General features: G+C 64.3%; 16 protein-coding genes. 6 read left to right on the top strand and 10 right to left on the bottom strand.

Annotated elements, in window-relative coordinates:
• Positions 1-13: 13 nt before the first annotated feature.
• On the bottom strand, positions 14-1,594 hold the full coding sequence (locus FJW05_RS27815) for a DNA translocase FtsK (RefSeq protein WP_246673603.1): 1,581 nt from the start codon (positions 1,592-1,594) through the stop codon (positions 14-16).
• Between FJW05_RS27815 and FJW05_RS27820 the strand changes: the two genes are divergently transcribed.
• Positions 1,593-1,751, top strand: a complete 159-nt coding sequence (locus FJW05_RS27820) for a hypothetical protein (RefSeq protein WP_246673604.1) — start codon at positions 1,593-1,595, stop codon at positions 1,749-1,751. The two genes, FJW05_RS27815 and FJW05_RS27820, sit on opposite strands and share 2 nt — an antisense overlap.
• A gap of 952 nt (positions 1,752-2,703) precedes the next feature.
• Here the strand turns inward: FJW05_RS27820 and FJW05_RS22675 are convergent.
• The gene (locus tag FJW05_RS22675; protein WP_140635835.1) at positions 2,704-3,402 is read right to left on the bottom strand and encodes a TetR/AcrR family transcriptional regulator; all 699 of its coding nucleotides are present in this window, start codon (positions 3,400-3,402) and stop codon (positions 2,704-2,706) included.
• A 132-nt stretch (positions 3,403-3,534) separates the two neighbouring features.
• Here FJW05_RS22675 and FJW05_RS22680 point away from each other — a divergent pair, with 132 nt between their 5' ends.
• Both FJW05_RS22680 and FJW05_RS22685 read left to right on the top strand, forming a co-directional pair.
• Entirely contained in the window at positions 3,535-4,728 is a 1,194-nt protein-coding gene (locus FJW05_RS22680) for an HlyD family secretion protein (protein WP_140635837.1), read from the top strand.
• A gap of 147 nt (positions 4,729-4,875) precedes the next feature.
• On the top strand, positions 4,876-6,459 hold the full coding sequence (locus FJW05_RS22685; protein ID WP_246673606.1) for a DHA2 family efflux MFS transporter permease subunit: 1,584 nt from the start codon (positions 4,876-4,878) through the stop codon (positions 6,457-6,459).
• 239 nt (positions 6,460-6,698) lie between these two features.
• Here the strand turns inward: FJW05_RS22685 and msrB are convergent, their stop codons facing one another.
• The 4 genes from msrB to FJW05_RS22705 form a co-directional block, all read right to left on the bottom strand.
• Positions 6,699-7,202 carry a peptide-methionine (R)-S-oxide reductase MsrB gene (gene msrB / locus FJW05_RS22690; protein WP_071069177.1) on the bottom strand — a complete coding sequence of 168 codons (504 nt, stop codon included), beginning with the start codon at positions 7,200-7,202 and terminating at the stop codon, positions 6,699-6,701.
• A 231-nt stretch (positions 7,203-7,433) separates the two neighbouring features.
• Complete coding sequence (locus tag FJW05_RS22695) at positions 7,434-7,991, bottom strand: fasciclin domain-containing protein (RefSeq protein ID WP_140635841.1); 558 nt, start codon at positions 7,989-7,991, stop codon at positions 7,434-7,436.
• 207 nt (positions 7,992-8,198) lie between these two features.
• The gene (locus FJW05_RS22700; protein ID WP_140635939.1) at positions 8,199-8,912 is read right to left on the bottom strand and encodes an anti-sigma factor; all 714 of its coding nucleotides are present in this window, start codon (positions 8,910-8,912) and stop codon (positions 8,199-8,201) included.
• The gene (locus FJW05_RS22705) at positions 8,909-9,448 is read right to left on the bottom strand and encodes a sigma-70 family RNA polymerase sigma factor (protein ID WP_140635843.1); all 540 of its coding nucleotides are present in this window, start codon (positions 9,446-9,448) and stop codon (positions 8,909-8,911) included. The genes FJW05_RS22700 and FJW05_RS22705 overlap by 4 nt, the downstream gene beginning before the upstream one ends.
• Before the next feature lie 558 nt (positions 9,449-10,006).
• On the opposite strand from FJW05_RS22705, the gene FJW05_RS22710 reads away from it, so the two are divergent.
• A complete protein-coding gene (locus tag FJW05_RS22710) occupies positions 10,007-11,521 on the top strand; it encodes an amidase (protein ID WP_140635845.1) in 1,515 nt (504 codons plus the stop codon).
• A gap of 716 nt (positions 11,522-12,237) precedes the next feature.
• Complete coding sequence (argB, locus tag FJW05_RS22715; protein ID WP_140546855.1) at positions 12,238-13,131, top strand: acetylglutamate kinase; 894 nt, start codon at positions 12,238-12,240, stop codon at positions 13,129-13,131.
• A gap of 44 nt (positions 13,132-13,175) precedes the next feature.
• Here argB and bchE read toward each other — a convergent pair whose 3' ends face one another.
• Both bchE and FJW05_RS22725 read right to left on the bottom strand, forming a co-directional pair.
• A complete protein-coding gene (gene bchE, locus FJW05_RS22720) occupies positions 13,176-14,744 on the bottom strand; it encodes a magnesium-protoporphyrin IX monomethyl ester anaerobic oxidative cyclase (protein WP_140635847.1) in 1,569 nt (522 codons plus the stop codon).
• Between the two features lie 102 nt (positions 14,745-14,846).
• The gene (locus FJW05_RS22725; RefSeq protein WP_140635848.1) at positions 14,847-15,323 is read right to left on the bottom strand and encodes an Lrp/AsnC family transcriptional regulator; all 477 of its coding nucleotides are present in this window, start codon (positions 15,321-15,323) and stop codon (positions 14,847-14,849) included.
• A gap of 135 nt (positions 15,324-15,458) precedes the next feature.
• Between FJW05_RS22725 and phhA the strand changes: the two genes are divergently transcribed.
• A complete protein-coding gene (gene phhA / locus FJW05_RS22730; protein WP_140635850.1) occupies positions 15,459-16,295 on the top strand; it encodes a phenylalanine 4-monooxygenase in 837 nt (278 codons plus the stop codon).
• Between the two features lie 640 nt (positions 16,296-16,935).
• Here the strand turns inward: phhA and FJW05_RS22735 are convergent.
• Together FJW05_RS22735 and FJW05_RS27520 are read right to left on the bottom strand one after the other, a co-directional pair.
• The gene (locus FJW05_RS22735; protein WP_140635852.1) at positions 16,936-18,375 is read right to left on the bottom strand and encodes a GMC family oxidoreductase; all 1,440 of its coding nucleotides are present in this window, start codon (positions 18,373-18,375) and stop codon (positions 16,936-16,938) included.
• Entirely contained in the window at positions 18,372-18,530 is a 159-nt protein-coding gene (locus FJW05_RS27520; RefSeq protein WP_181165043.1) for a hypothetical protein, read from the bottom strand. The genes FJW05_RS22735 and FJW05_RS27520 overlap by 4 nt, the downstream gene beginning before the upstream one ends.
• Positions 18,531-18,780: the final 250 nt, after the last annotated feature.

The following is an 18,780-nucleotide window of genomic DNA, read 5'->3' on the forward strand; positions in this document are numbered from 1 at the left end:
TGGCGCGCCTCGCTCAATCCATCTCGTCGCGTTCCGGCTCGCGATCGCGCCGGCCGCTGAGGATCTCGCGCTTGCCGACATGGTTGGGGGCGCCGACCAGGCCTTCCTTTTCCATGCGCTCGACCAATGAGGCGGCGCGGTTGTAGCCGACGCCGAGGCGGCGCTGGATGTAGGAGGTCGAGCACTTCTTGTCGCGCTTGACCACTTTGACGGCTTCCTCATAGAGCGCGTCGCCATCCTCCTCGGCCATCGCGCTTTTATCGAAGACCGGGCCGGTGTCGGCTGCTTCCTGTTCCTCTTCCTCGTCGGCGGTGACGGTGTCGAGATATTCGGGACGTCCCTGCGCTTTCAGATGCGCCACGACATGCTCGACCTCGACATCGGAAACGAAGGGGCCGTGCACGCGCGAAATGCGCCCGCCGCCGGCCATGTGCAGCATGTCGCCCTGGCCAAGCAACTGCTCGGCGCCCTGCTCGCCGAGGATGGTGCGGCTGTCGATCTTCGACGTCACCTGGAAGGAGATGCGGGTGGGGAAATTGGCCTTGATCGTGCCGGTGATGACGTCGACGGACGGGCGTTGCGTCGCCATGATCAGATGGATTCCGGCGGCGCGCGCCATCTGCGCCAGCCGCTGGATGGCGCCTTCGATCTCCTTGCCGGCCACCATCATCAGGTCGGCCATCTCGTCGACGATGATGACGATATAGGGCATGGGCGCGAGGTCGATCGCGCGCTCCTCGAACAGCGGCTCGCCCGTGCCTCTCTCGAAGCCGGCCTGCACCTGCATGGTCACGACCTCGCCTTTGTCGCGGGCGCCGGCCGCGCGCTGGTTGTAGCCGTCGATGTTGCGCACGCCGAGGCGCGCCATCTTGCGATAGCGGTCTTCCATCTCGCGCACCGCCCATTTCAGCGCCGTGACGGCCTTCTTCGGATCGGTGACGACCGGCGTCAAAAGATGCGGGATGCCGTCATAGACGGAGAGCTCCAGCATCTTGGGGTCGACCATGATGAGACGGCATTCCTGCGGTTTCATCCTGAAGAGCAGCGACAGGATCATGGTGTTGATGGCGACCGACTTGCCGGAGCCGGTGGTGCCCGCCACCAAGAGATGCGGCATCTTGGCGAGCTCGGCGATGACCGGCTCGCCGCCGATGGTCTTGCCGAGGCCGAGCGCCAGCTTGCAGGAGGTGTTGCGGAAGCCGGCCGAGCCGATCAGCTCGCGGAAATAGACCGTCTCCCGCGTCTCGTTGGGCAGCTCGATGCCGATGACATTGCGGCCCGGCACCACGGCCACACGCGCCGAGACGGCCGACATGGAGCGGGCGATATCGTCGGCGAGCCCGATGACGCGGCTGGATTTCACGCCCGGCGCCGGCTCGAACTCGTAGAGCGTGACGACCGGCCCCGGCCGGACATGGATGATCTCGCCCTTGACGCCGAAATCCTCCAGCACGCTTTCGAGCAGGTCGGCATTCTGCTCCATCCGCTCCTGCGACATGTAGAAGCCTTGGCCCTCGGGCGGCATCTGCAGAAGCTCTTCCGAAGGAAGCTCGTAGCCGGCGGACTCTGGCAGCGGCACGACTTCGCCGGCCATGGGCAACGATGATACCTGCCTGGCTTTCCTTGCGCTTACCGGGGCGGAGATCGGCATGGGCTTGGCAGGCGCCGGTTGGGCGGCCGCCGGAGCCGGCACGGGCGCCAAGATCGGACTTGCCTCAACCGCGTTGGAGCGCCATTCGATGACCCGGTAAAATGACGTCGCTTCGCCCAGGAAGGCGGCACGGGGCTGGACCGGTTGCGCGGCCGGACGTTGCGCCGGCATCGGCCGCATCAGTGGCTTCGCCGGAACGGCAGGCGCCTGCGCGGCCTCAGTCAGACGCGCCCGCGCCAGGCGCTCGGCCAGGAAGGGCATGCCGAACTCGAAAAAGGCATGATCGGAAAGATAGGACCAGCGCAGTCCGCTCGGGCGCGGTTTTGGCGTCGCAGCAGCGGCAGCCTGGCTCGGCGCGGTCGGAGAGCTCGGGACGGCGGCTGGGGCAACAGTGGCTGGTGCGCGGACCGGCTGGGTTTGCATCGGCGCCGTGGCGGGAGCGGCCGAACTTTTCCGGACCGGAGCGGCTGGCGGCGGAGCCGGCGGCGCAGGCCGTACGGGCTCGCGCGCGGTAGTCTTGGCCGGCGCATCCTCCGGCGGGGCGGCCCGCCTGGCGAGGTCGGTGTCCGGCGTGCGCGTGAAACGCACATTGGGCGCAAGGAAGAAATAGTTCTGCCAGGCGGGGAGGCCGAAATCGTCGCCGGCCGATTCGGACGATGCGTTACGAGCTGCGCTCGATTCGGCCCCGGGCAGGACTCGCAGCGGCACGACCTGCCCTGCTTGCGGGACCGCGCCATGGCGCCCGGTTTCCCGCGGATTGCGATGTTCGTCGTCGCTGTTGTGGGCTGAGGCGCCGGGATGAGTGGCACGGGGGAAACGCATGGATGTCATACTCGAGACTCGCCGATTGAACGTCTCCCGAGACATAGGAAGCGATGGTTAACAGGTCCTTCCGAAAGCGCCTGCCGGACGATGCCGATCGATATTTTGAGAGGGGGGTCTTCAGGCCGGTCTTCGCGGCCGAGGCAGACCGCGCCGATGGACTTCGCAAAGACGCCTCGCGACCCCTTCAGCTTCGCCCTTTGCGCTCCGGGATCCGCATGCCCGAACGGTCAGGCCGATTGCAGCGCCCTTTCCTCGGCGAGGAATTTTTCCGTGCCGTAGGCCTTGAGGAAGACATCGACACCGGAGGTCACGATGTGCTCGATCTCCGCCTGGCTCGGCGCCTTGGTGCGGTAGGAAAAGATGCACTGCCGGAACAGGCCGGCGAGACAGAGCTCGGTGAACTGATAGGCGGCAAGGTCGACATCGTCGATCTTGAGCAGGCCGCGTTCGACGGCTTCATTGAGGAAGGCCATGACCCTGTCGTGGCCGCGCTTCGGGCCGCGCTCGTAAAACCGCGCGCCGAGCTCGGGTATCCTGTCGGACGCCCCGACCACCGTGCGCTGGGCCTGGATGACCTTGGCCGAGGTGATCTTGACGGAAAGCACGGTGCCAAATTTCACCAGCGTCTTGCGCAGGTCGTCGAAATGGTCGAGCACCTCATACATGTTCTTGAAGATGGTGCCGCGCTCTTCCTCAATCAGAGCCTCGAACAGCTCTTCCTTGTTCTCGAAATAGACGTAGATCGTGCCTTTGGAGACGCCGGCCTCGCGCGTGATGTCGTTCATCGAGGCCGCTTCAAAACCCTTATCTATAAAGACGCGGCGGGCGCCCTCGATGATCTGGGCCCGTTTTACGGGATCCTGCCCGGCCGCCGGGCGGCCCTTGCGTAAGTCGAGCAGATCGCTATCGGCTGTCGTGTCGACCATGGAAGTCGTTCCTTGAAAAATATTTCGAACCGCTCGGTTCGATTTCCTCTTGATATGGTCCTCTTTCCGCGCTATGTCAATCTCCAATTCGAACCGAACGGTTCAGTCTGACTGACATCCAGAGAGATCGCTATGTCCTCGAACGCGCCCGCCACCGCCGAAGTCCGCTCTTTTCCCAACGCCAAGGTCCAGCCTTCGACCGAAGCGCCGGAAGTTCCTGTCCAGCCCGCCGCTCCCGTTGCGACGCCGGCGGCTGAAGCACCCGCCAAGAAGAAGCGCTCTGTCCGCTCTTTCCTGTTACCGATCATCGGGCTTGCCCTGCTCGGCGCCGGTTCCTGGTATGGGTATAACTATTGGACCGACGGCCGGTTCATGATCTCCACCGACGACGCCTATGTCCAGGCCGATATGTCGTTCGTCTCGCCGAAAATATCCGGTTATATCGACAAGGTGCTGGTGAGCGAGAATCAGCGGGTGAAGGCCGGCGATCCGCTGTTCGTCATCGACAATGGCGACTACAAGATCGCCGTCGCCCAGGCCGAGGCGCAGATCGCCACCTTGGCGAAGACGCTCGACCGCATCGAGGCCCAGACCAAGGCGGCCCAGGCCTCGCTGTCGCAGGCCCAGGCGCAGAAGGTCGCGGACCAGGCCGCTGCCGACAATGCGGCGCGCGCCCAGGTGCGGGCGGCGCAACTCGTCAAGACCCATGTCGGCACGCAGGCCCAGCTCGACGACGCCCAGACCGCGCTCGACCAGGCCAAGGCGGCGCTTGTCGGCGCCGATGCGCAGATCGCCGCGGCGCAAGCCAATATCGGCGTTCTGGAAGCCCAGCGCGCGGAGCAGGCCTCGACGCTCGCGTCGCTGCAGCTCACCCGCGACAAGGCCCAGCGCGACCTGTCCTTCACCGTGCTGAAGGCGCCCTATGACGGCGTCGTCGGCAATCGCTCGGTCGAGCAGGGCGATCTCGTCAGCCCCGGCCAGAAGCTCGCCGTCGTCGTGCCGATGGACAAGCTCTACATCGTCGGCAACTTCAAGGAGACGCAGCTCGGCCGGATGGTGCCCGGCGAGAAGGTCCGCATCACAGTCGACGCCATTGACGGCCAGACCTTCGAAGGCACGGTTTCCTCACTGGCGCCGGCTTCGGGCGCGGTGTTCTCGCTGCTGCCGCCGGAAAACGCCACCGGCAACTTCACCAAGGTGGTGCAGCGCGTGCCCGTGCGCATCGACGTGCCGGCCGACGTGCTGAAGGCCGGCAAGCTGCGCGCCGGGCTGAGCGTCGTCGTCGCGGTCGACAGCCGCACCGCGCCGGCCTCGACGACCAACTGATTGGGGGGCGGCCTGGCGGCCGATTGAGCGCCGGGCCGTCCAGCCTGCCTTATCGTTTTCGACGCAGTCCGGGACCGCCACGCGCTCGTCCCAGGAATTGCCCAGGGAGGCCATGACATGGCAACCGCAACCATCACCGCAGGATCAATGCCCGGACGTCCGGTCGCCGCCGCGCCGGCCCTGCCCGCGGACCATATGCCGGTGCGCCGCGTCGTCGCCTTCCTGGCGATGGTGTTCGGCATGTTCATGGCGATCCTCGACATCCAGATCGTCTCGGCCTCGCTCTCGGAAATCCAGGCGGGCCTGAGCGCCAGCTCCGACGAGATCCCGTGGGTGCAGACCGCCTACCTGATCGCCGAGGTGGTGATGATCCCGCTGTCCGGCTTTCTCAGCCGCATGCTGTCGACGCGCGTGCTGTTCACCACCGCGGCGGCCGGCTTCACCGCGGCCAGCGCGCTCGCCGCCACCGCCACCAATATCGACCAGATGATCGTCTACCGCGCCATCCAGGGCTTTATCGGCGGCGGTATGATCCCCAGCGTCTTCGCGGCCGCCTTCACCATCTTTCCGCCCTCCAAGCGCGCCATCGTCTCGCCGATGATCGGCCTGGTGGCGACGCTGGCGCCGACGATCGGCCCGACGGTGGGCGGCTATATCAGCCACGCCATGTCCTGGCACTGGCTGTTCCTGATCAATGTCGTGCCCGGCATCCTGGTGGCGACGGCAGCCTGGTCGCTGATCGACTTCGACAAGCCCAACCTGAAACTGTTCTCGAAGTTCGACTGGTGGGGCCTGATCGGCATGGCCGCTTTCCTCGGCTGCATGGAATATGTGCTGGAGGAAGGCCCGAACCACGACTGGCTGCAGGAGCCGGCGGTGTTCGCCTGCGCCATCATCATGACCATCGGCGGCGTCATCTTCTTCTGGCGCGTCTTCACCGCCGAGGAGCCGATCGTCGACCTCAGGGCCTTCAGCAACATCAACTTCGCCTTCGGCTCGCTGTTCTCCTTCGTCGTCGGCATCGGCCTCTACGGGCTCACCTATCTCTATCCGGTGTTCCTGGGGCGTATCCGCGGCTACGATTCGATGATGATCGGTGAGGCGCTGTTCGTCAGCGGCCTGGCGATGTTCTTCACCGCGCCCGTTGCCGGCATCCTGTCGAACAAGATCGACCTCAGGCTGATGATGATGATCGGCTTCGTCGGCTTCGCCACCGGCACCTGGTGGATGACGCATCTTACCGCCGACTGGGATTTCTATGAGCTGTTGATCCCGCAGATCCTGCGCGGCTGCTCGATGATGTTGTGCATGGTGCCGATCAACAACATCGCGCTCGGCACGCTGCCGCCGGAAAGGCTGAAGAACGCGTCGGGCCTGTTCAACCTGACCCGCAACCTCGGCGGCGCCGTCGGCCTCGCGGTGATCAACACGGTGCTGATCGACCGCAACGCCTTCCACTATGCGCGGCTCTCCGAGCATGTGCAGTGGGGCAGCGAGACCGCGCAGACCAGGCTGCAGAACATGACGCAGAATTTCGAGCAGACCGCCGGTCTCGACGCAGCAAGCGCTGCGATCTCGAAGCTGTCCGGCATGGTGCACCAGCAGGCGGCGCTTTTGTCCTTCATGGACGTGTTCGTGATGCTGACGGTGCTGTTCGCCTCGCTCGGATTTTTCGTGCTGTTCATCAACAAGCCGGCCCCGCAGGGCGGCGGTGGCGGCGGAGGCCATTGAGGAGCCGGAACCCCCGCCTGGCGTCCTCAACGCGTGACCCCGGAAATCGGTGACGATTTCCGGGGTCATTCTCTTTGGAGAGATTGAAAGCGACTGCAAGGTGGGTTGAGATTCAGGTCAGGCCGAGTCGAAAATGGTGGGTTCCGAGAACCGGAGCGGAGCGTACTTAACGTACGTGAGCACCGGAAGCGCAGGAAACCGCCATTTGCAGGCCGGCCTCACCTGAACATCAACCCACCTCAGGCTGAAGCCGGCTTGAAGCTTAGCGCCACGCCGTTGATGCAGTGGCGCAGGCCGGTGGGCGGCGGGCCGTCGTCGAAGACATGACCGAGATGGCCTCCGCAGCGCCGGCAGTGGACCTCGGTGCGGGTCATGCCGAGAGAATTGTCCACGGTCTTGCCGATGGAATTGGCGATCTCCTGGTAGAAGCTCGGCCAGCCGGTGCCGGAATCGAATTTCGTCTCGGACGAATAGACCGGCAGGTCGCAGCCGGCACAGGCGAAGATGCCCTTGCGATGCTCGTTGAGCAGCGGGCTGGTACCTGGATATTCGGTGCCTTGCTTGCGCAGCACGTCGAAGGCCTCGTCCGACAGAATGGCGTGCCATTCGGCATCGGTCTTGGTGACTTCGAACGTCTCGGCGGCGAGAGCGGGTTTCGGTCCGCCGGCACGCAGCATCGCTGCGGATCCGACGATGAGAGCGGTGGCGGCGGCCCCGCTCCAGAGAAAATCGCGACGGTTCATGGCCGTTCCTCCTGACGCATTTTGCCAAGATAGAGCCCGGGCCGGAAATCAAAAGCCGGTGACGCCCCATCTCCTCGTTCGAGCAATTCCGGACAGAACCTTCCTGGAACGTTCCGGATGCTGCTCCGCGCCGCCCTTGCGGGATGGTGCGGAGCAATCCTTGCCGGCGGCGCGGATCTTGGATGTCGCGGCCGGCGCTCAGCCATGTCTTCGCCGGCCGGGTCCGCTTTGTTACATCTTCGGCAAGAGAACCTTGTCGATGACGTGGATGACGCCGTTCGACTGGCGGACATCGGCGATGGTGACATGGGCGACATTGCCGTTCTCGTCGGTGACGGTGACCTTGCCCTTCTCCGCCTTCAGCGTCAGCTCGCAACCGCCGACGGTCTTGACCTGATGGGCGCCGCCATCGGCCTTGGCCATCTTGGCGACGTCGGCCGCCAGCGCCTTGGCGGCGACGACGTGGCAGGTCAGCACCTTGGTCAGCTTGTCCTTGTTCTCGGGCTTGAGCAGCGTGTCGACCGTGCCGGCGGGCAGCGCCGCAAAGGCCTCGTTGGTCGGCGCGAAGACGGTGAACGGACCGGCGCCCTGCAGCGTGTCGACCAGGCCGGCGGCCTTGACGGCGGCGACCAGCGTGGTGTGGTCCTTCGAATTGACGGCGTTCTCAATGATGTTCTTCTTGGCATACATCGGCGCGCCGCCGACCATCGGATTGGCAGCGTAGGCAACGGCGCCGAGCGCCGAAAGGCCAAGTGTAGAGGCAAGCAAAAGGGTGGCGAGCTTACGCATGGTGTCAGTCTCCTCGGGTTGTTTCTTCCCATCCTTGGGAACGCGAGGAGATACGAGTCCGAAAAACGTTAGTTTCATGAAGGGCGCGCGATTTTTTATTCCAGTGCTTTATTGCGTCTGCGTCGCCTATGGCGACAGAGAACTTGTCTCGCCTGGCAAAGGCAGGATATAGACTTCAGTTAGTCTTCGATAACCGGCTGACCAGGGTCAGATGCCCTTCAGGTCACCCGCGGCGACGACCGGACCGGTCGGCTGGCCGGTCGGCGAACCGCCAGAGGGCTCGAGGCTGACGGCGAGCACGGCGCCTTGCGCCAGCTTCTGCTGGACGGCGGGCGTCACCGCCATGCGCGCGGTCGGCCCGGCGGGGATGACGCCCATCGAAACCGGCGCGTTCTTGCCCTCGATCATCCACAGCTCGAAGTCCTTGCCGGCGCCGCGGTCGCCGGAGACCAGCGACAGGCCGACCTCATGGCGGGTGGCGTCATAGACGGCAAGATATTTGACGTTGCTGTTGTCGGCGGCCAGAGAGGCGACCAGCCTGGTCTCGGGCGGCTGGACTGGCGGGTTGACGTAAGGCAGGGCGACATAGACGGCCAAAGCGGCGATGGCCGCTGCGGCGAGGCCGCGCCAGAAGGCAAGGCTCGCCCACAGGCCGCCGCTGGGCGTGGACGCGGACGACGCGAACAGGCGGCGGTCGATTGCCACTTTCACGGAATCCGGCGGCTCGACCGCGGCATAGGCGGTGGCCATGGGCGCGAAATGGGCTTCCCAGGCATCGACCAGGCGGGCGAACGCCGCCTCGGCATCGATGCGACGGGAAGCGATCTGGCGCTCGTCGGCTGCCAGAACGCCGAGAACGTACTCGGCGGCGAGCAGATCGTCGCCTCCACGTTCCGGTCCGTTGTCCTCTGCCAGCGTCATCTTTCCAGGCATTCTCTCAGTTTCAGCAGGCTTCGCCGCAGCCAGGTCCGCATCGTGTTCAGCGGAACCTTGAAGCGCTCCGCCAGCTCGGCATAGCTTTCGCCGCCCAGATAGGCGCCCCGGACGGCCGCCGCCCGGTCTTGTTCCAGTTCGTCGAGGCAATGGTAGATGCGTTCGGCCTCGCCGCCCGCCACAGCCATGGCCTCGGGTCCCGGCGCCGGATCGGCGACGTCGAGGGCCATATCAATGTTGGCGGAAGGACTGCGCCGCGACCGGATGCGATCGATCGCATGGTTGCGCGCAACGGCCACCAGCCAGGAAATCGGGCTCAGATCGGAAACCGCGAAACGATCCGCCTTCATCCAGATTTTGACGAAGACCTCCTGCAGCGCTTCTTCCGCATCTCCCCTGTCCCGCAATACACGAAGGCAGACACCGAAAAGTTTCGCGCTGGTCTGCTTGTAGAGCAGATCGAACGCCGCCCGGTCCTTCATCGAAGTCCGGACGATCAGCTTGCTGATATCCTGCGGCGCCATGCAGGCAAATTAGAAGATTGCGATTTAATTGCAACGGCGGCGGAAGCGTTGTCCACCAGCGCCGCGGGCCGATCCTAGTAGCACTGCACAGGGATTTTGACCGGTCGGCTCAGGCGGAGATTGGCCGAAACGCGCAACCCCGTCGTCATTCCTGGGCGGAGCAGGAGCGAAGCTCCGTCGCGAAGACCCTGGAATCCATTCCGTTACCTTCGCCAAGGTGTGCAACGGAGCAGAATTCTGCCCCGTGGCGACGCTTCCAAGTCGTGGAATGCATTCTATGGTCTGCGCGCGTCGCTTCGCTCCTTGCTCCGCCATAGAATGACGAGGTTGGGGCGGCTTCAACCAATCCCCGGCGTTTGCGTTGATTGCACGGAAATGAATGGAAAATCTTGCACCAACGGCAACCTTTCAAAATCCCTGTGTCGGGGAACTAGGCGTCTCGACACTGGATCGTTGCCAAGCAAATCCCTGCCCCTTGCCCGACGCAATTCCAAACGGAAAACAGCTCACACTTTTCCTGGAATTGCTCTAGCCTCTCGAAAAACCGGGGGGATGCGGATGTCGATCGAACGCGTGCTTTGGGAGCAGGATGCGACCGGCCTTGCCGAGCTCGTCCACAAAGGGGAAATCGCGCCGCAGGAGCTGGTCGATGCGGCGATCGCGCGCGCCGAAGCGACAAGCCCAGATATCAACGCGATTGCCACGCCGCTTTACGACGCCGCGCGGGCACGGGCCAAGACCGTCGACCGCACGCTGCCGCTGGCCGGTGTGCCCTTCGCGCTCAAGGATCTCGGCATCGGCATCAAGGGCGTGCCGATCCATGGCGGCAGCCGCATCCCGCCCTTCACCGCCGATTTCGACTCGGTGATGGTCGAGCGCTATTTGGCCGCCGGCTTGATCCCGATCGTCACCAGCACCTCGCCCGAGCATGGGCTCAGGTTGATGACGGAGTCGGCCCGCTTCGGCATCACCCGCAATCCCTGGAATACTGGGCATACGACCGGTGGTTCCTCCGGCGGCTCGGCGGCGCTCGTCGCCGCGGGCGTTGTGCCGGCGGCGCATGCTTCCGACGGCGGCGGCTCGATCCGCGTGCCTTCGGCCTGCAGCGGGCTGGTCGGCTTGAAGACCTCGCGCGGCCGCGTGCCGCTGACGCCGCTCGTCAGCGAAAGCTGGTACGGCATGGTCGTCGACCATGCCGTCAGCCGCTCGGTGCGCGATACCGCGCTGCTGCTCGACCTCACACATGGCGCCGATCCGCTCTCGCCCTATGCTGCCCGCGCGCCGAAAGGCTCGTTTGCCGCAGCCGCGGCGCGCGAGCCCGGCAAGCTCAGCCTCGCCGTCTACCGCAAGTCGCCGCTCGGCCTGCCGATCTCGGCCGAAACGCTTGCGGCGCTCGACACCGCGGTGGCGCTGGCGCGCGAAGGCGGCCACACGGTGGAGGAGATCGACCTGCCTTTCATCGGCCGCGATTTCATTTCCGATTTCTGCAAGAGTGTCGCCGCGGCCGTTGCCGGCACGATGCGGGCCGAGGCGCAGCGCGTCGGCCGCCCGGTGACCGGCGAGGTCGAGCGCGCAACGCGCGTGCTCACCCGTCTCGGTGAAATGTTGTCGGCCGGCGAGGTTTACGAGGGCGTGCAGCGCCTCAATGCCACGGCGCGGCGGCTGATTGAAGAGACCGCGCGCTACGACGCGGTGCTGATGCCACTGATCGCGCATCCGCCTTTGGCCTGCGGTTCGATGGACCCCAAGGGCGCCGACGAATTCATCGAGAACCTGCTCGACAAACTGCATCTCACCCGCCTGCTCAAGGTCAAGGCGGTGTTCGGCCAGCTGATGGACAAGAGCCTGTGGTTCACCCATTGGCCGGCGATCCAGAACGTCAGCGGGCAGCCGTCGATCGCGCTGCCGGTGCATGTCACGGCGGACGGCCTGCCGCTCGGCATCCAGGCCGCCGGCCGGCCCGGCGACGAGGAGACGCTTTTGTCCTTCGCGGCGCAGATGGAGAAGCTTTCGGGATGGCTGAAGCGGCGGGCGCCGCTCAAGGTGCCCGGCGGTTCTGCGCAGGGATTTTGAAAACTGCCGGTTCAGCCTCGTCATTCCAGGGCGGAGCAGCCGCTAAGCGGCGTCGCGCAGACCCTGGAATCCATGCCGTGACGTTGGTCAAAGAGTGCAGCGGAGCAGAATTCTGCATCGTGGTAGCGCTCATGTGTCACGGAATGGATCCTCGGGTCTGCGCGCTTCGCTTCGCTCCTTTCTCCGCCCGTGGATGACGACTGGCTGGGCGTTTCGGCCAATCTCCAGCCATGCCAACTGCCAACACGAACACGGCCCGCCCGGGCAAAATTACTGTGCTGGCGAACTAAGCAGATTTCGTCATTGTGTCCGTGAAATCAGCGCAAACGCTGGCGATTGGCTGAAGGCTCCCAACCTCGTCATTCCAGGGCGAAGCAGCCGCCAAGCGGCGTCGCGCGGACCTTGGAATCCATTCCGTGACCTTGATCAACGTGCAGCGGAGCAGAATTCTGCATCGTGGTAGCGCTCATGTGTCACGGAATGGATCCTCGGGTCTGCGCGCGTCGCTTCGCTCCTTGCTCCGCCCGTGGATGACGAGGTTGGGCCGTTTCGGCCAATCTCCAAGGCATGCCACCTGCCAACACAAACACGGCCGCCGGTCGAATTCCCTGTGCTGGGGAACTGGCAGATATCGTTATTGTGACCGCAAAGCCGTTTGCGGCCTGCGGCAATTCCAGCTAAGAGGCCGCCATTCACGCTAGCTGGGATCGACACCGATGACGGACATCGCCGCCACCGCCGAAATGCAGGCCGCGCTGCTCTCGCGCGCGCTGCCTTATATGCAGCGCTACGAGAACAAGACCGTGGTGGTGAAATATGGCGGGCATGCCATGGGCGATACCGAACTCGGCAAGGCGTTCGCCCGCGATATCGCGCTGTTGAAACAATCCGGCGTCAATCCGATTGTCGTGCATGGCGGCGGGCCGCAGATCGGCGCGATGCTCACCAAGATGGGCATCGAATCCAAATTCGAAGGGGGCCTGCGCGTCACCGACCAGAAGACGGTCGAGATCGTCGAGATGGTGCTGGCGGGCTCGATCAACAAGGAGATCGTTGCGCTGATCAACGCCGAGGGCGAGTGGGCGATCGGGCTCTGCGGCAAGGACGGCAACATGGTGTTCGCCGAAAAGGCGCGCAAGACCATGGTCGATCCGGATTCCAACATCGAGCGGGTGCTCGATCTCGGCTTCGTCGGCGAGCCGGTCGAGGTCGACCGCACACTGCTCGACCTTCTGGCGCGCTCGGAAATGATCCCGGTGCTGGCGCCGGTGGCGCCGGGCCGCGACGGCCACACCTACAACATCAACGCCGACACCTTTGCCGGGGCCATCGCCGGCGCCTGCCGCGCCTCGCGCCTGCTCTTCCTCACCGACGTGCCCGGCGTGCTCGACAAGAACAAGAAGCTGATCGACGAGCTGACGGTCGCCGAGGCCAGGACGCTGATCAAGGACGGCACGGTTTCGGGCGGCATGATCCCGAAGGTCGAGACCTGCATCGAGGCGATCGAGCGCGGCGTCGAGGGCGTCGTCATCCTCAACGGCAAGACGCCGCATTCGGTGCTGCTGGAGCTGTTTACCGAGCACGGCGCCGGCACGCTGATCGTTCCGTAAGGAAGGCAAGTTCACCGTTTCAATGGAACGGTGAACCGTCATATTCAGCCGGCTAACTTTCTTGCGGCCGGCGCGCGTCGATCTTCAATGATCGGCGCGGCGGATTTGCGTGGCTGGCGCCCGACGATCATCGATTCCTCCTCGGCGTCCTGCGGCGCGCCCCAGAATTCGGCTAATGTCGGCCCATCCGCGACGCGGCCGTCGCAGACGAGAAACCCCCAGACCTCGCGGAACCAGACGCGGCGCCCCATCCTGGTGTACCAGCGCATCGAATGGCGCTGCTCCGGATCGGGGTGGAACAGGATGCGCGCCAGCGCCTTCGGCCGCGACTGCACCGCCACCTCGATCAGCTTGACCGCCAAGAACAGCATCCAGGGTTTCAGCCTGGTCATGTGCAGAACCTGGTGCTTGTAGTCCCACAGGCGCATGTCTTTCTGGATCACCTTGCGGTCCTTGGCGATGCGGAAGAACGGCGTCCAGCGATGCGGCGTGACATAGAGCGCCTGGATCTGGTCCGGATCGTAGGCGATGAGCTGGCGAAAGCCGCGCCAGAGATCGCGCAAGGTCTCGTCCTCGAAGCCGGCCACCCAGGTCGCCATCGACAGGATGCCGTGCCGGCGCAGCAGCCGGATCGCCTCGCGGTCGGATTTTGTGCTGCCGCCCTTGCGGATCAGCGACAGCGTCTGCTCGTCGGTGTTCTCCATGCCGAGCAGCCAGCGGATGACGCCGGCCTTGCGGTAAAGATGCAGGATATCGGCATCGCGCACTATGTCGTCGGCGCGCGTCGAGCCGACGATCAGCACCGGCACGTTCTCGGCGATCATGGCTTCGAGAAAGGCGCGCCAGGCCTTTTTCGAGGAAGTCGGGTTCTCGTCGGCCAGATTGATCAGCTCGACGCCGTGCTCGCGGTGCAGCCAGGCGATCTCCCTGGCGAATTTGACCGGATCGCGATGGCGCCAGCGGGTCCAGAAGCCGCGCTGGCCGCAATAGTTGCACAGATGCGGGCAGCCGCGCGAGAACTGCATGACCACCGCCCGCTTGCCGCCCCAATAGGAGTAGCGGCGGTGATCGATCAGCTCCCAGCCGACGCGCCAGGCATCGAGGTCGGCTATGGTCATCGCCGCCTGCGTCGCGACAGGACGGCCGAAATCGTCGCGATAGGCGATGCCGGCGACGCTCGCCACCGGCTGGCGCATCTCGATCGCCTCGACCAGCGCCGTCGCGGTCGCCTCGCCCTCGCCGCGCACGATGAAGTCGAAGACGTCGGTCGCAGCGAGAATGTCGCGCCAGTGATAGGTCGGGAAGACGCCGCCATAGATGACGGCGACACCCGGCGCGCGGGCCTTGATCATCTCGGCGATCTTGAAGGCCGTCGGATGCGCCGAGGTCGAGCCGGAATGGCCGATCAGCACGAAATCCGGATCGCCGCGCAGCGCCTCGTCGACCAGCGTGCCAAGCGGCATCGGCCCGAACTCGGCGTCGACCAGGCGCACCTGATGGCCGGAATCGATCAGCGGCCCGCCGATCGCCAAAAGACCGAGCGGCGGCAGGTGGTCGTCGGGCACACGGCTGCCGATGGCGGTGTGCGGCGGATTGATCAGCACGATGTTCAAGGCGGACCTCCATGTTGGTCCGCTTGTGCTAGTCGCCTATGTCGAAGCCGCCTTGGCGCGGTTCAGCAGTTTCCACGCAGCTTTTCGCCAGATTTGACCGGATCAGCGCCGCAGATGGCTGAGCGGCACGTGGCCGGGTCCCTTGATGTTCTGCAGCACCAGTTGCGTGTGGACGTCGCGCACGCCGGGCAGACGCATCAGCCGGTGCATGACGAAGGCGTTCAAGTCGTCCACCGACGGCACCAAGACATGCAGCAGGAAATCGTAGTCGCCTGTCATCGTCCAGCAGGACGAGACCTCGTCCATGCGCTGCACGGCGGCGATGAAGCTTTCGGGCGAGCCGTCGCTGTGGCTGACCAGCCGCACCTGGATGAACACCTCCACGGTCAGGCCTACGGCGCGGCGGCTGAGCACCGCGGCGAAGCCCTTGATGATACCGGCTTCCTGCAACGCCTCGAAGCGGCGCGCGCAAGGCGTGGTCGACAGGCCGATCTCCTGCGCCAGCTCCGAGACCGGCTTGCGGCCGTCGTGCTGCAGGATGTCGAGCATCCTTATTTCGAAATCGTCGAATTGAGGCATTTTGTCTCAGTCTCGCGTTGATCTGAGCGCTTTTATCTCCAAATCAGCTGGCGTGCCATAAACAAAGCTGATTTGCCTCAGCGGTCGCTTCTAAACTCCCCTTCAGGATCCGCGGATCACGATCTTGAGGAGGATATGATGACGATCAGCGTTGCCGATTATGCCGCCGAATGCGCGGCGCAGGGCCTTCGCGGCGACTATTCGGTCTGCCGCAGCGATTTCACCGTGGCGCAGGGCTACGGCTACTCCGCCGAGGAACAGGCGGTGTGGCGCATGCTCTGCGATCGCCAGACGAAGCTGACGCGGAAGCTCGCGCACCGCTCATATCTCGACGGCGTCGCCGCGCTCGGCCTGCTCGACAGGATTCCGGATTTCGACGAAGTGAGCGAAAAGCTCGCCAGGCTGACGGGCTGGGAGATCGTGGCGGTGCCCGGCCTCATTCCGGCCGGCCCCTTCTTCGATCATCTCGCCAATCGGCGCTTTCCGGTGACCAATTGGCTGCGGACGAAGAAAGAACTCGACTACATCGTCGAGCCGGACATGTTCCACGACTTCTTCGGCCATGTGCCGATCCTGACCCAGCCGGTGTTCGCCGATTTCATGCAGATGTATGGCCGGAAGGCGGAAGATCTGATCGCGCTCGGCGGCGACGAGATGATCACGAGGCTCTACTGGTACAGCGCCGAATACGGCGTCATCCAGGAAGCCGGCCAGCCGTTGAAAGCTTTCGGCGCCGGGCTGATGTCGTCCTTCACCGAGCTGCAATTTGCGGTCGAGAGCAAGGACGCCCACCACGTGCCGTTCGATCTCGAGACGGTGATGCGCACCGGCTATGAGATCGACAAGTTCCAGCGCGCCTATTTCGTGCTGCCGTCCTTCGATGCGCTGCGCGACGCTTTCGCCAATGGCGACCTCGCCGGCATCGTGGCGCGGTTCAAGGACCAGCCGGCGCTCGACCCGGCGACGGTCTGAGTGTTGTTTGCGCAATTCCGGACGGAGGCTACGGCGAAGTCGCCGAGCCCAAACCGCAACGCACTTTTCCTGGAATTGCTCTGAGGTCGGTTCTCGCCCAACCGACATTCAGGGCGGTTCAGCTGCCGACAGGCTGCTGAGCCGCTTTGTGCTTTTTGCAATTAGTTCCCCAGCACAGGGATTTTGACCGGTTGGCCATGTTTGCGTTGGCAGATGCCATGCCTTGGCGGTTAGCCGAAACGCCCACCCAGTCGTCATCCACGGGGCGGAGCAAGGAGCGAAGCGACGCGCGCAGACCCGAGGATCCATTCCGTGTCGCATGAGCGCTGCCGCGGTGCAGAATTCTGCTCAGCGGCACTCTTTGATCAGAGTCAAGGAATGGATTCCAGGGCCTCCGCGACGCCGCTTCGCGGCTGCTCCGCCCTGGAATGACGAGGTTGGAAGGCTTCCGCCAATCGCCAGCGTCTGCGCTGATTTCACCGAAAGGAACGGTGAAAATCGTACCCGTCGACAAACGGCAATTTTTCAAAATCCTGCGCTGACCCTCTGACCATGCCTTGTCCGGCTCGGCCTTGATCCTGGCCAACTGCTCGCTCTGCAGGGCGTGTGCCGCATTGATGAATGCGCAGCACGGTCGAGATCAGACGACGATCACCTTGCCCAGATGCTCGCCCAGGCGGCAGGCAAGCGCGGTGATGGTCGTCGTCGGGTTGCACTGGCCCGACGTGCAGAACACCGAGGAGCCTCCGACATAGAGATTGTCCATACCGTGCACCTTGCAATTGGTGTCGACGACGCTTTTCAAGACGTCGGTGCCCATACGGGTGCCGCCCATATGGTGGTGGCCGGCCGTTTCCTCATTTGTCGGGTAATCGCCGCCATTGCCGATCCAATCGTCGATGCGGACGCGGCCGAGATTCTTCTGCGCCATGGTCGTGCCGAAAAGTCTGAGGCCCTCAAGCAGCGTGCGGCGCTCGAGCGGCGACTTCTTCCAGTGCAATTCGATGCGCGGCACGCCGGCGTGGTCGACATCGGCCTTCGACAGCGCGATCTGGTTGGAGGCAAGCGGCGCCTGTTCCCAGGCGACGTAAAGCTGGGCGGCGCAGTGCAGCCTCTGGTCCAGCTGGGAAGACATCCATTCCGCCATATTGGGCGCCGTGCAGGCGAGATCGGCGATCAATTTCTTGACATTGGGATAGGGCGACTCGATCAGGCGGATCCCGAAATTCATGATCTGCAGCCGCTCCATCGCGGCAAGCGTCGGCGAGAAGAAGGCTTCGTTAGAGGCGTCGACCTCGAACTCCGAATAATTGGCGAGGATGGCATTGCCGCCCTGGAAGGTCGGATGCTCCATCCAATAGCGGCCGAGCGCCGCCGCGTTCGGCACCACGCCGCCATTCGAGCGCTCATTCGACCACAACAGCAGCCGCGAGTTCTCCAGCCCGCCGGTGCAGGTGACGAAATAGTCCGCCGTAAAGGTGCCGGCGTCCTGCCCGTTCGACCAGAGCTTCGCGCTGGTGACGCGCTTGCCGTCGCCGGTGAGCTCGGTCGCGTAGGTGTTGAGCACGACGGCGATGTTCCTGCTCTTGTCGAGCTCGTCGGCGAACTTCTCGCCGAAGCGAACCGCCGGGCTCTTGATCAACTGCACCCAGCGGATGTCGTCCGAAACCGGGACGTCGGGACGGAAGGCTGGAAGCTCAAGGATATCGTGGACCTCGCCAAGATGGGGCTCGATGTCGGCGCGGCCGATCGGCCAGCCGGTGTCCGGCGCCCAGGCCTTGGGCTCGAAGTCTTGGCTGTCGAGCACGCGGCACCAGCCGGCCCAGTGATTGGACGAGCCGCCCATGAAGCGCAGCCTGGTGATGTCGAGGTCGAAATAGAAATCGCCGACCGTCTTGCCGCGGTAGAAATCCTGCGACTCGTCGCTGAACTCGCGCGAACCCGCTTCGAGGACGACGACCGGGATGCCGGCTGAGCCGAGCTTCCTGGCGATCGTCGTGCCGGCCGGGCCGGAGCCGAGGATGCAGGCCTTCGGTTTGAAGCCGGCCTGCTTGTAGGCCTCGTAGCTGTCGAAGATCATGCGAGGTCGCTCCGCCGCAGGATCCATCCATTGATCTCGACGATGTCGTCGGCATCGACCACGGGTTGCTGGCTGCGGAACAGCGACAGGGCGGGCAGCGCGATCAGCGCCTGCACGATCGCGCGGCGCGACATTTTTCTCATGAACCTGCTCATGACACGTCTCTCGACAGGGGCCTCGACCCACGCATGCCGTTCCTGGACGGCACATATGCCGCCTGGGAGGCCAATTCCGTGCCAGACCCAGGTGAAAACGGCGTTACACCAGGAAGATTAGCGCGGTTGAATATGGACATGGTTAGGGCATTCCTAAAGCGCGTCGCGCTGAACCCGATTCAGGCGCCGCGCTTTTTGAATTTTTGTTTTGATGCATGTCGTTGTCCCAAAACCGCTACGCACTTTTGGG

It is taken from the genome of Mesorhizobium sp. B2-9-1, assembly GCF_006439455.1.
In the GTDB taxonomy this organism is placed as follows: Bacteria; Pseudomonadota; Alphaproteobacteria; order Rhizobiales; family Rhizobiaceae; genus Mesorhizobium.

Bases quoted from the DNA above. Each gene is read 5' to 3' on its own strand.
- FJW05_RS22685 (WP_246673606.1), top strand. From the start codon at position 4,876: ATGCCCGGACGTCCGGTCGCCGCCGCGCCGGCCCTGCCCGCGGACCAT.
- phhA (WP_140635850.1), top strand. From the start codon at position 15,459: ATGATGACGATCAGCGTTGCCGATTATGCCGCCGAATGCGCGGCGCAG.
- FJW05_RS27520 (WP_181165043.1), bottom strand. From the start codon at position 18,530: ATGAGCAGGTTCATGAGAAAAATGTCGCGCCGCGCGATCGTGCAGGCG.
- argB (WP_140546855.1), top strand. From the start codon at position 12,238: ATGACGGACATCGCCGCCACCGCCGAAATGCAGGCCGCGCTGCTCTCG.
- FJW05_RS22700 (WP_140635939.1), bottom strand. From the start codon at position 8,912: ATGACGCTGGCAGAGGACAACGGACCGGAACGTGGAGGCGACGATCTG.
- msrB (WP_071069177.1), bottom strand. From the start codon at position 7,202: ATGAACCGTCGCGATTTTCTCTGGAGCGGGGCCGCCGCCACCGCTCTC.
- FJW05_RS22735 (WP_140635852.1), bottom strand. From the start codon at position 18,375: ATGATCTTCGACAGCTACGAGGCCTACAAGCAGGCCGGCTTCAAACCG.
- FJW05_RS27820 (WP_246673604.1), top strand. From the start codon at position 1,593: ATGGGCAACGATGATACCTGCCTGGCTTTCCTTGCGCTTACCGGGGCG.
- FJW05_RS22725 (WP_140635848.1), bottom strand. From the start codon at position 15,323: ATGCCTCAATTCGACGATTTCGAAATAAGGATGCTCGACATCCTGCAG.
- FJW05_RS22710 (WP_140635845.1), top strand. From the start codon at position 10,007: ATGTCGATCGAACGCGTGCTTTGGGAGCAGGATGCGACCGGCCTTGCC.
- FJW05_RS22680 (WP_140635837.1), top strand. From the start codon at position 3,535: ATGTCCTCGAACGCGCCCGCCACCGCCGAAGTCCGCTCTTTTCCCAAC.
- FJW05_RS27815 (WP_246673603.1), bottom strand. From the start codon at position 1,594: ATGGCCGGCGAAGTCGTGCCGCTGCCAGAGTCCGCCGGCTACGAGCTT.
- FJW05_RS22695 (WP_140635841.1), bottom strand. From the start codon at position 7,991: ATGCGTAAGCTCGCCACCCTTTTGCTTGCCTCTACACTTGGCCTTTCG.
- FJW05_RS22675 (WP_140635835.1), bottom strand. From the start codon at position 3,402: ATGGTCGACACGACAGCCGATAGCGATCTGCTCGACTTACGCAAGGGC.
- FJW05_RS22705 (WP_140635843.1), bottom strand. From the start codon at position 9,448: ATGGCGCCGCAGGATATCAGCAAGCTGATCGTCCGGACTTCGATGAAG.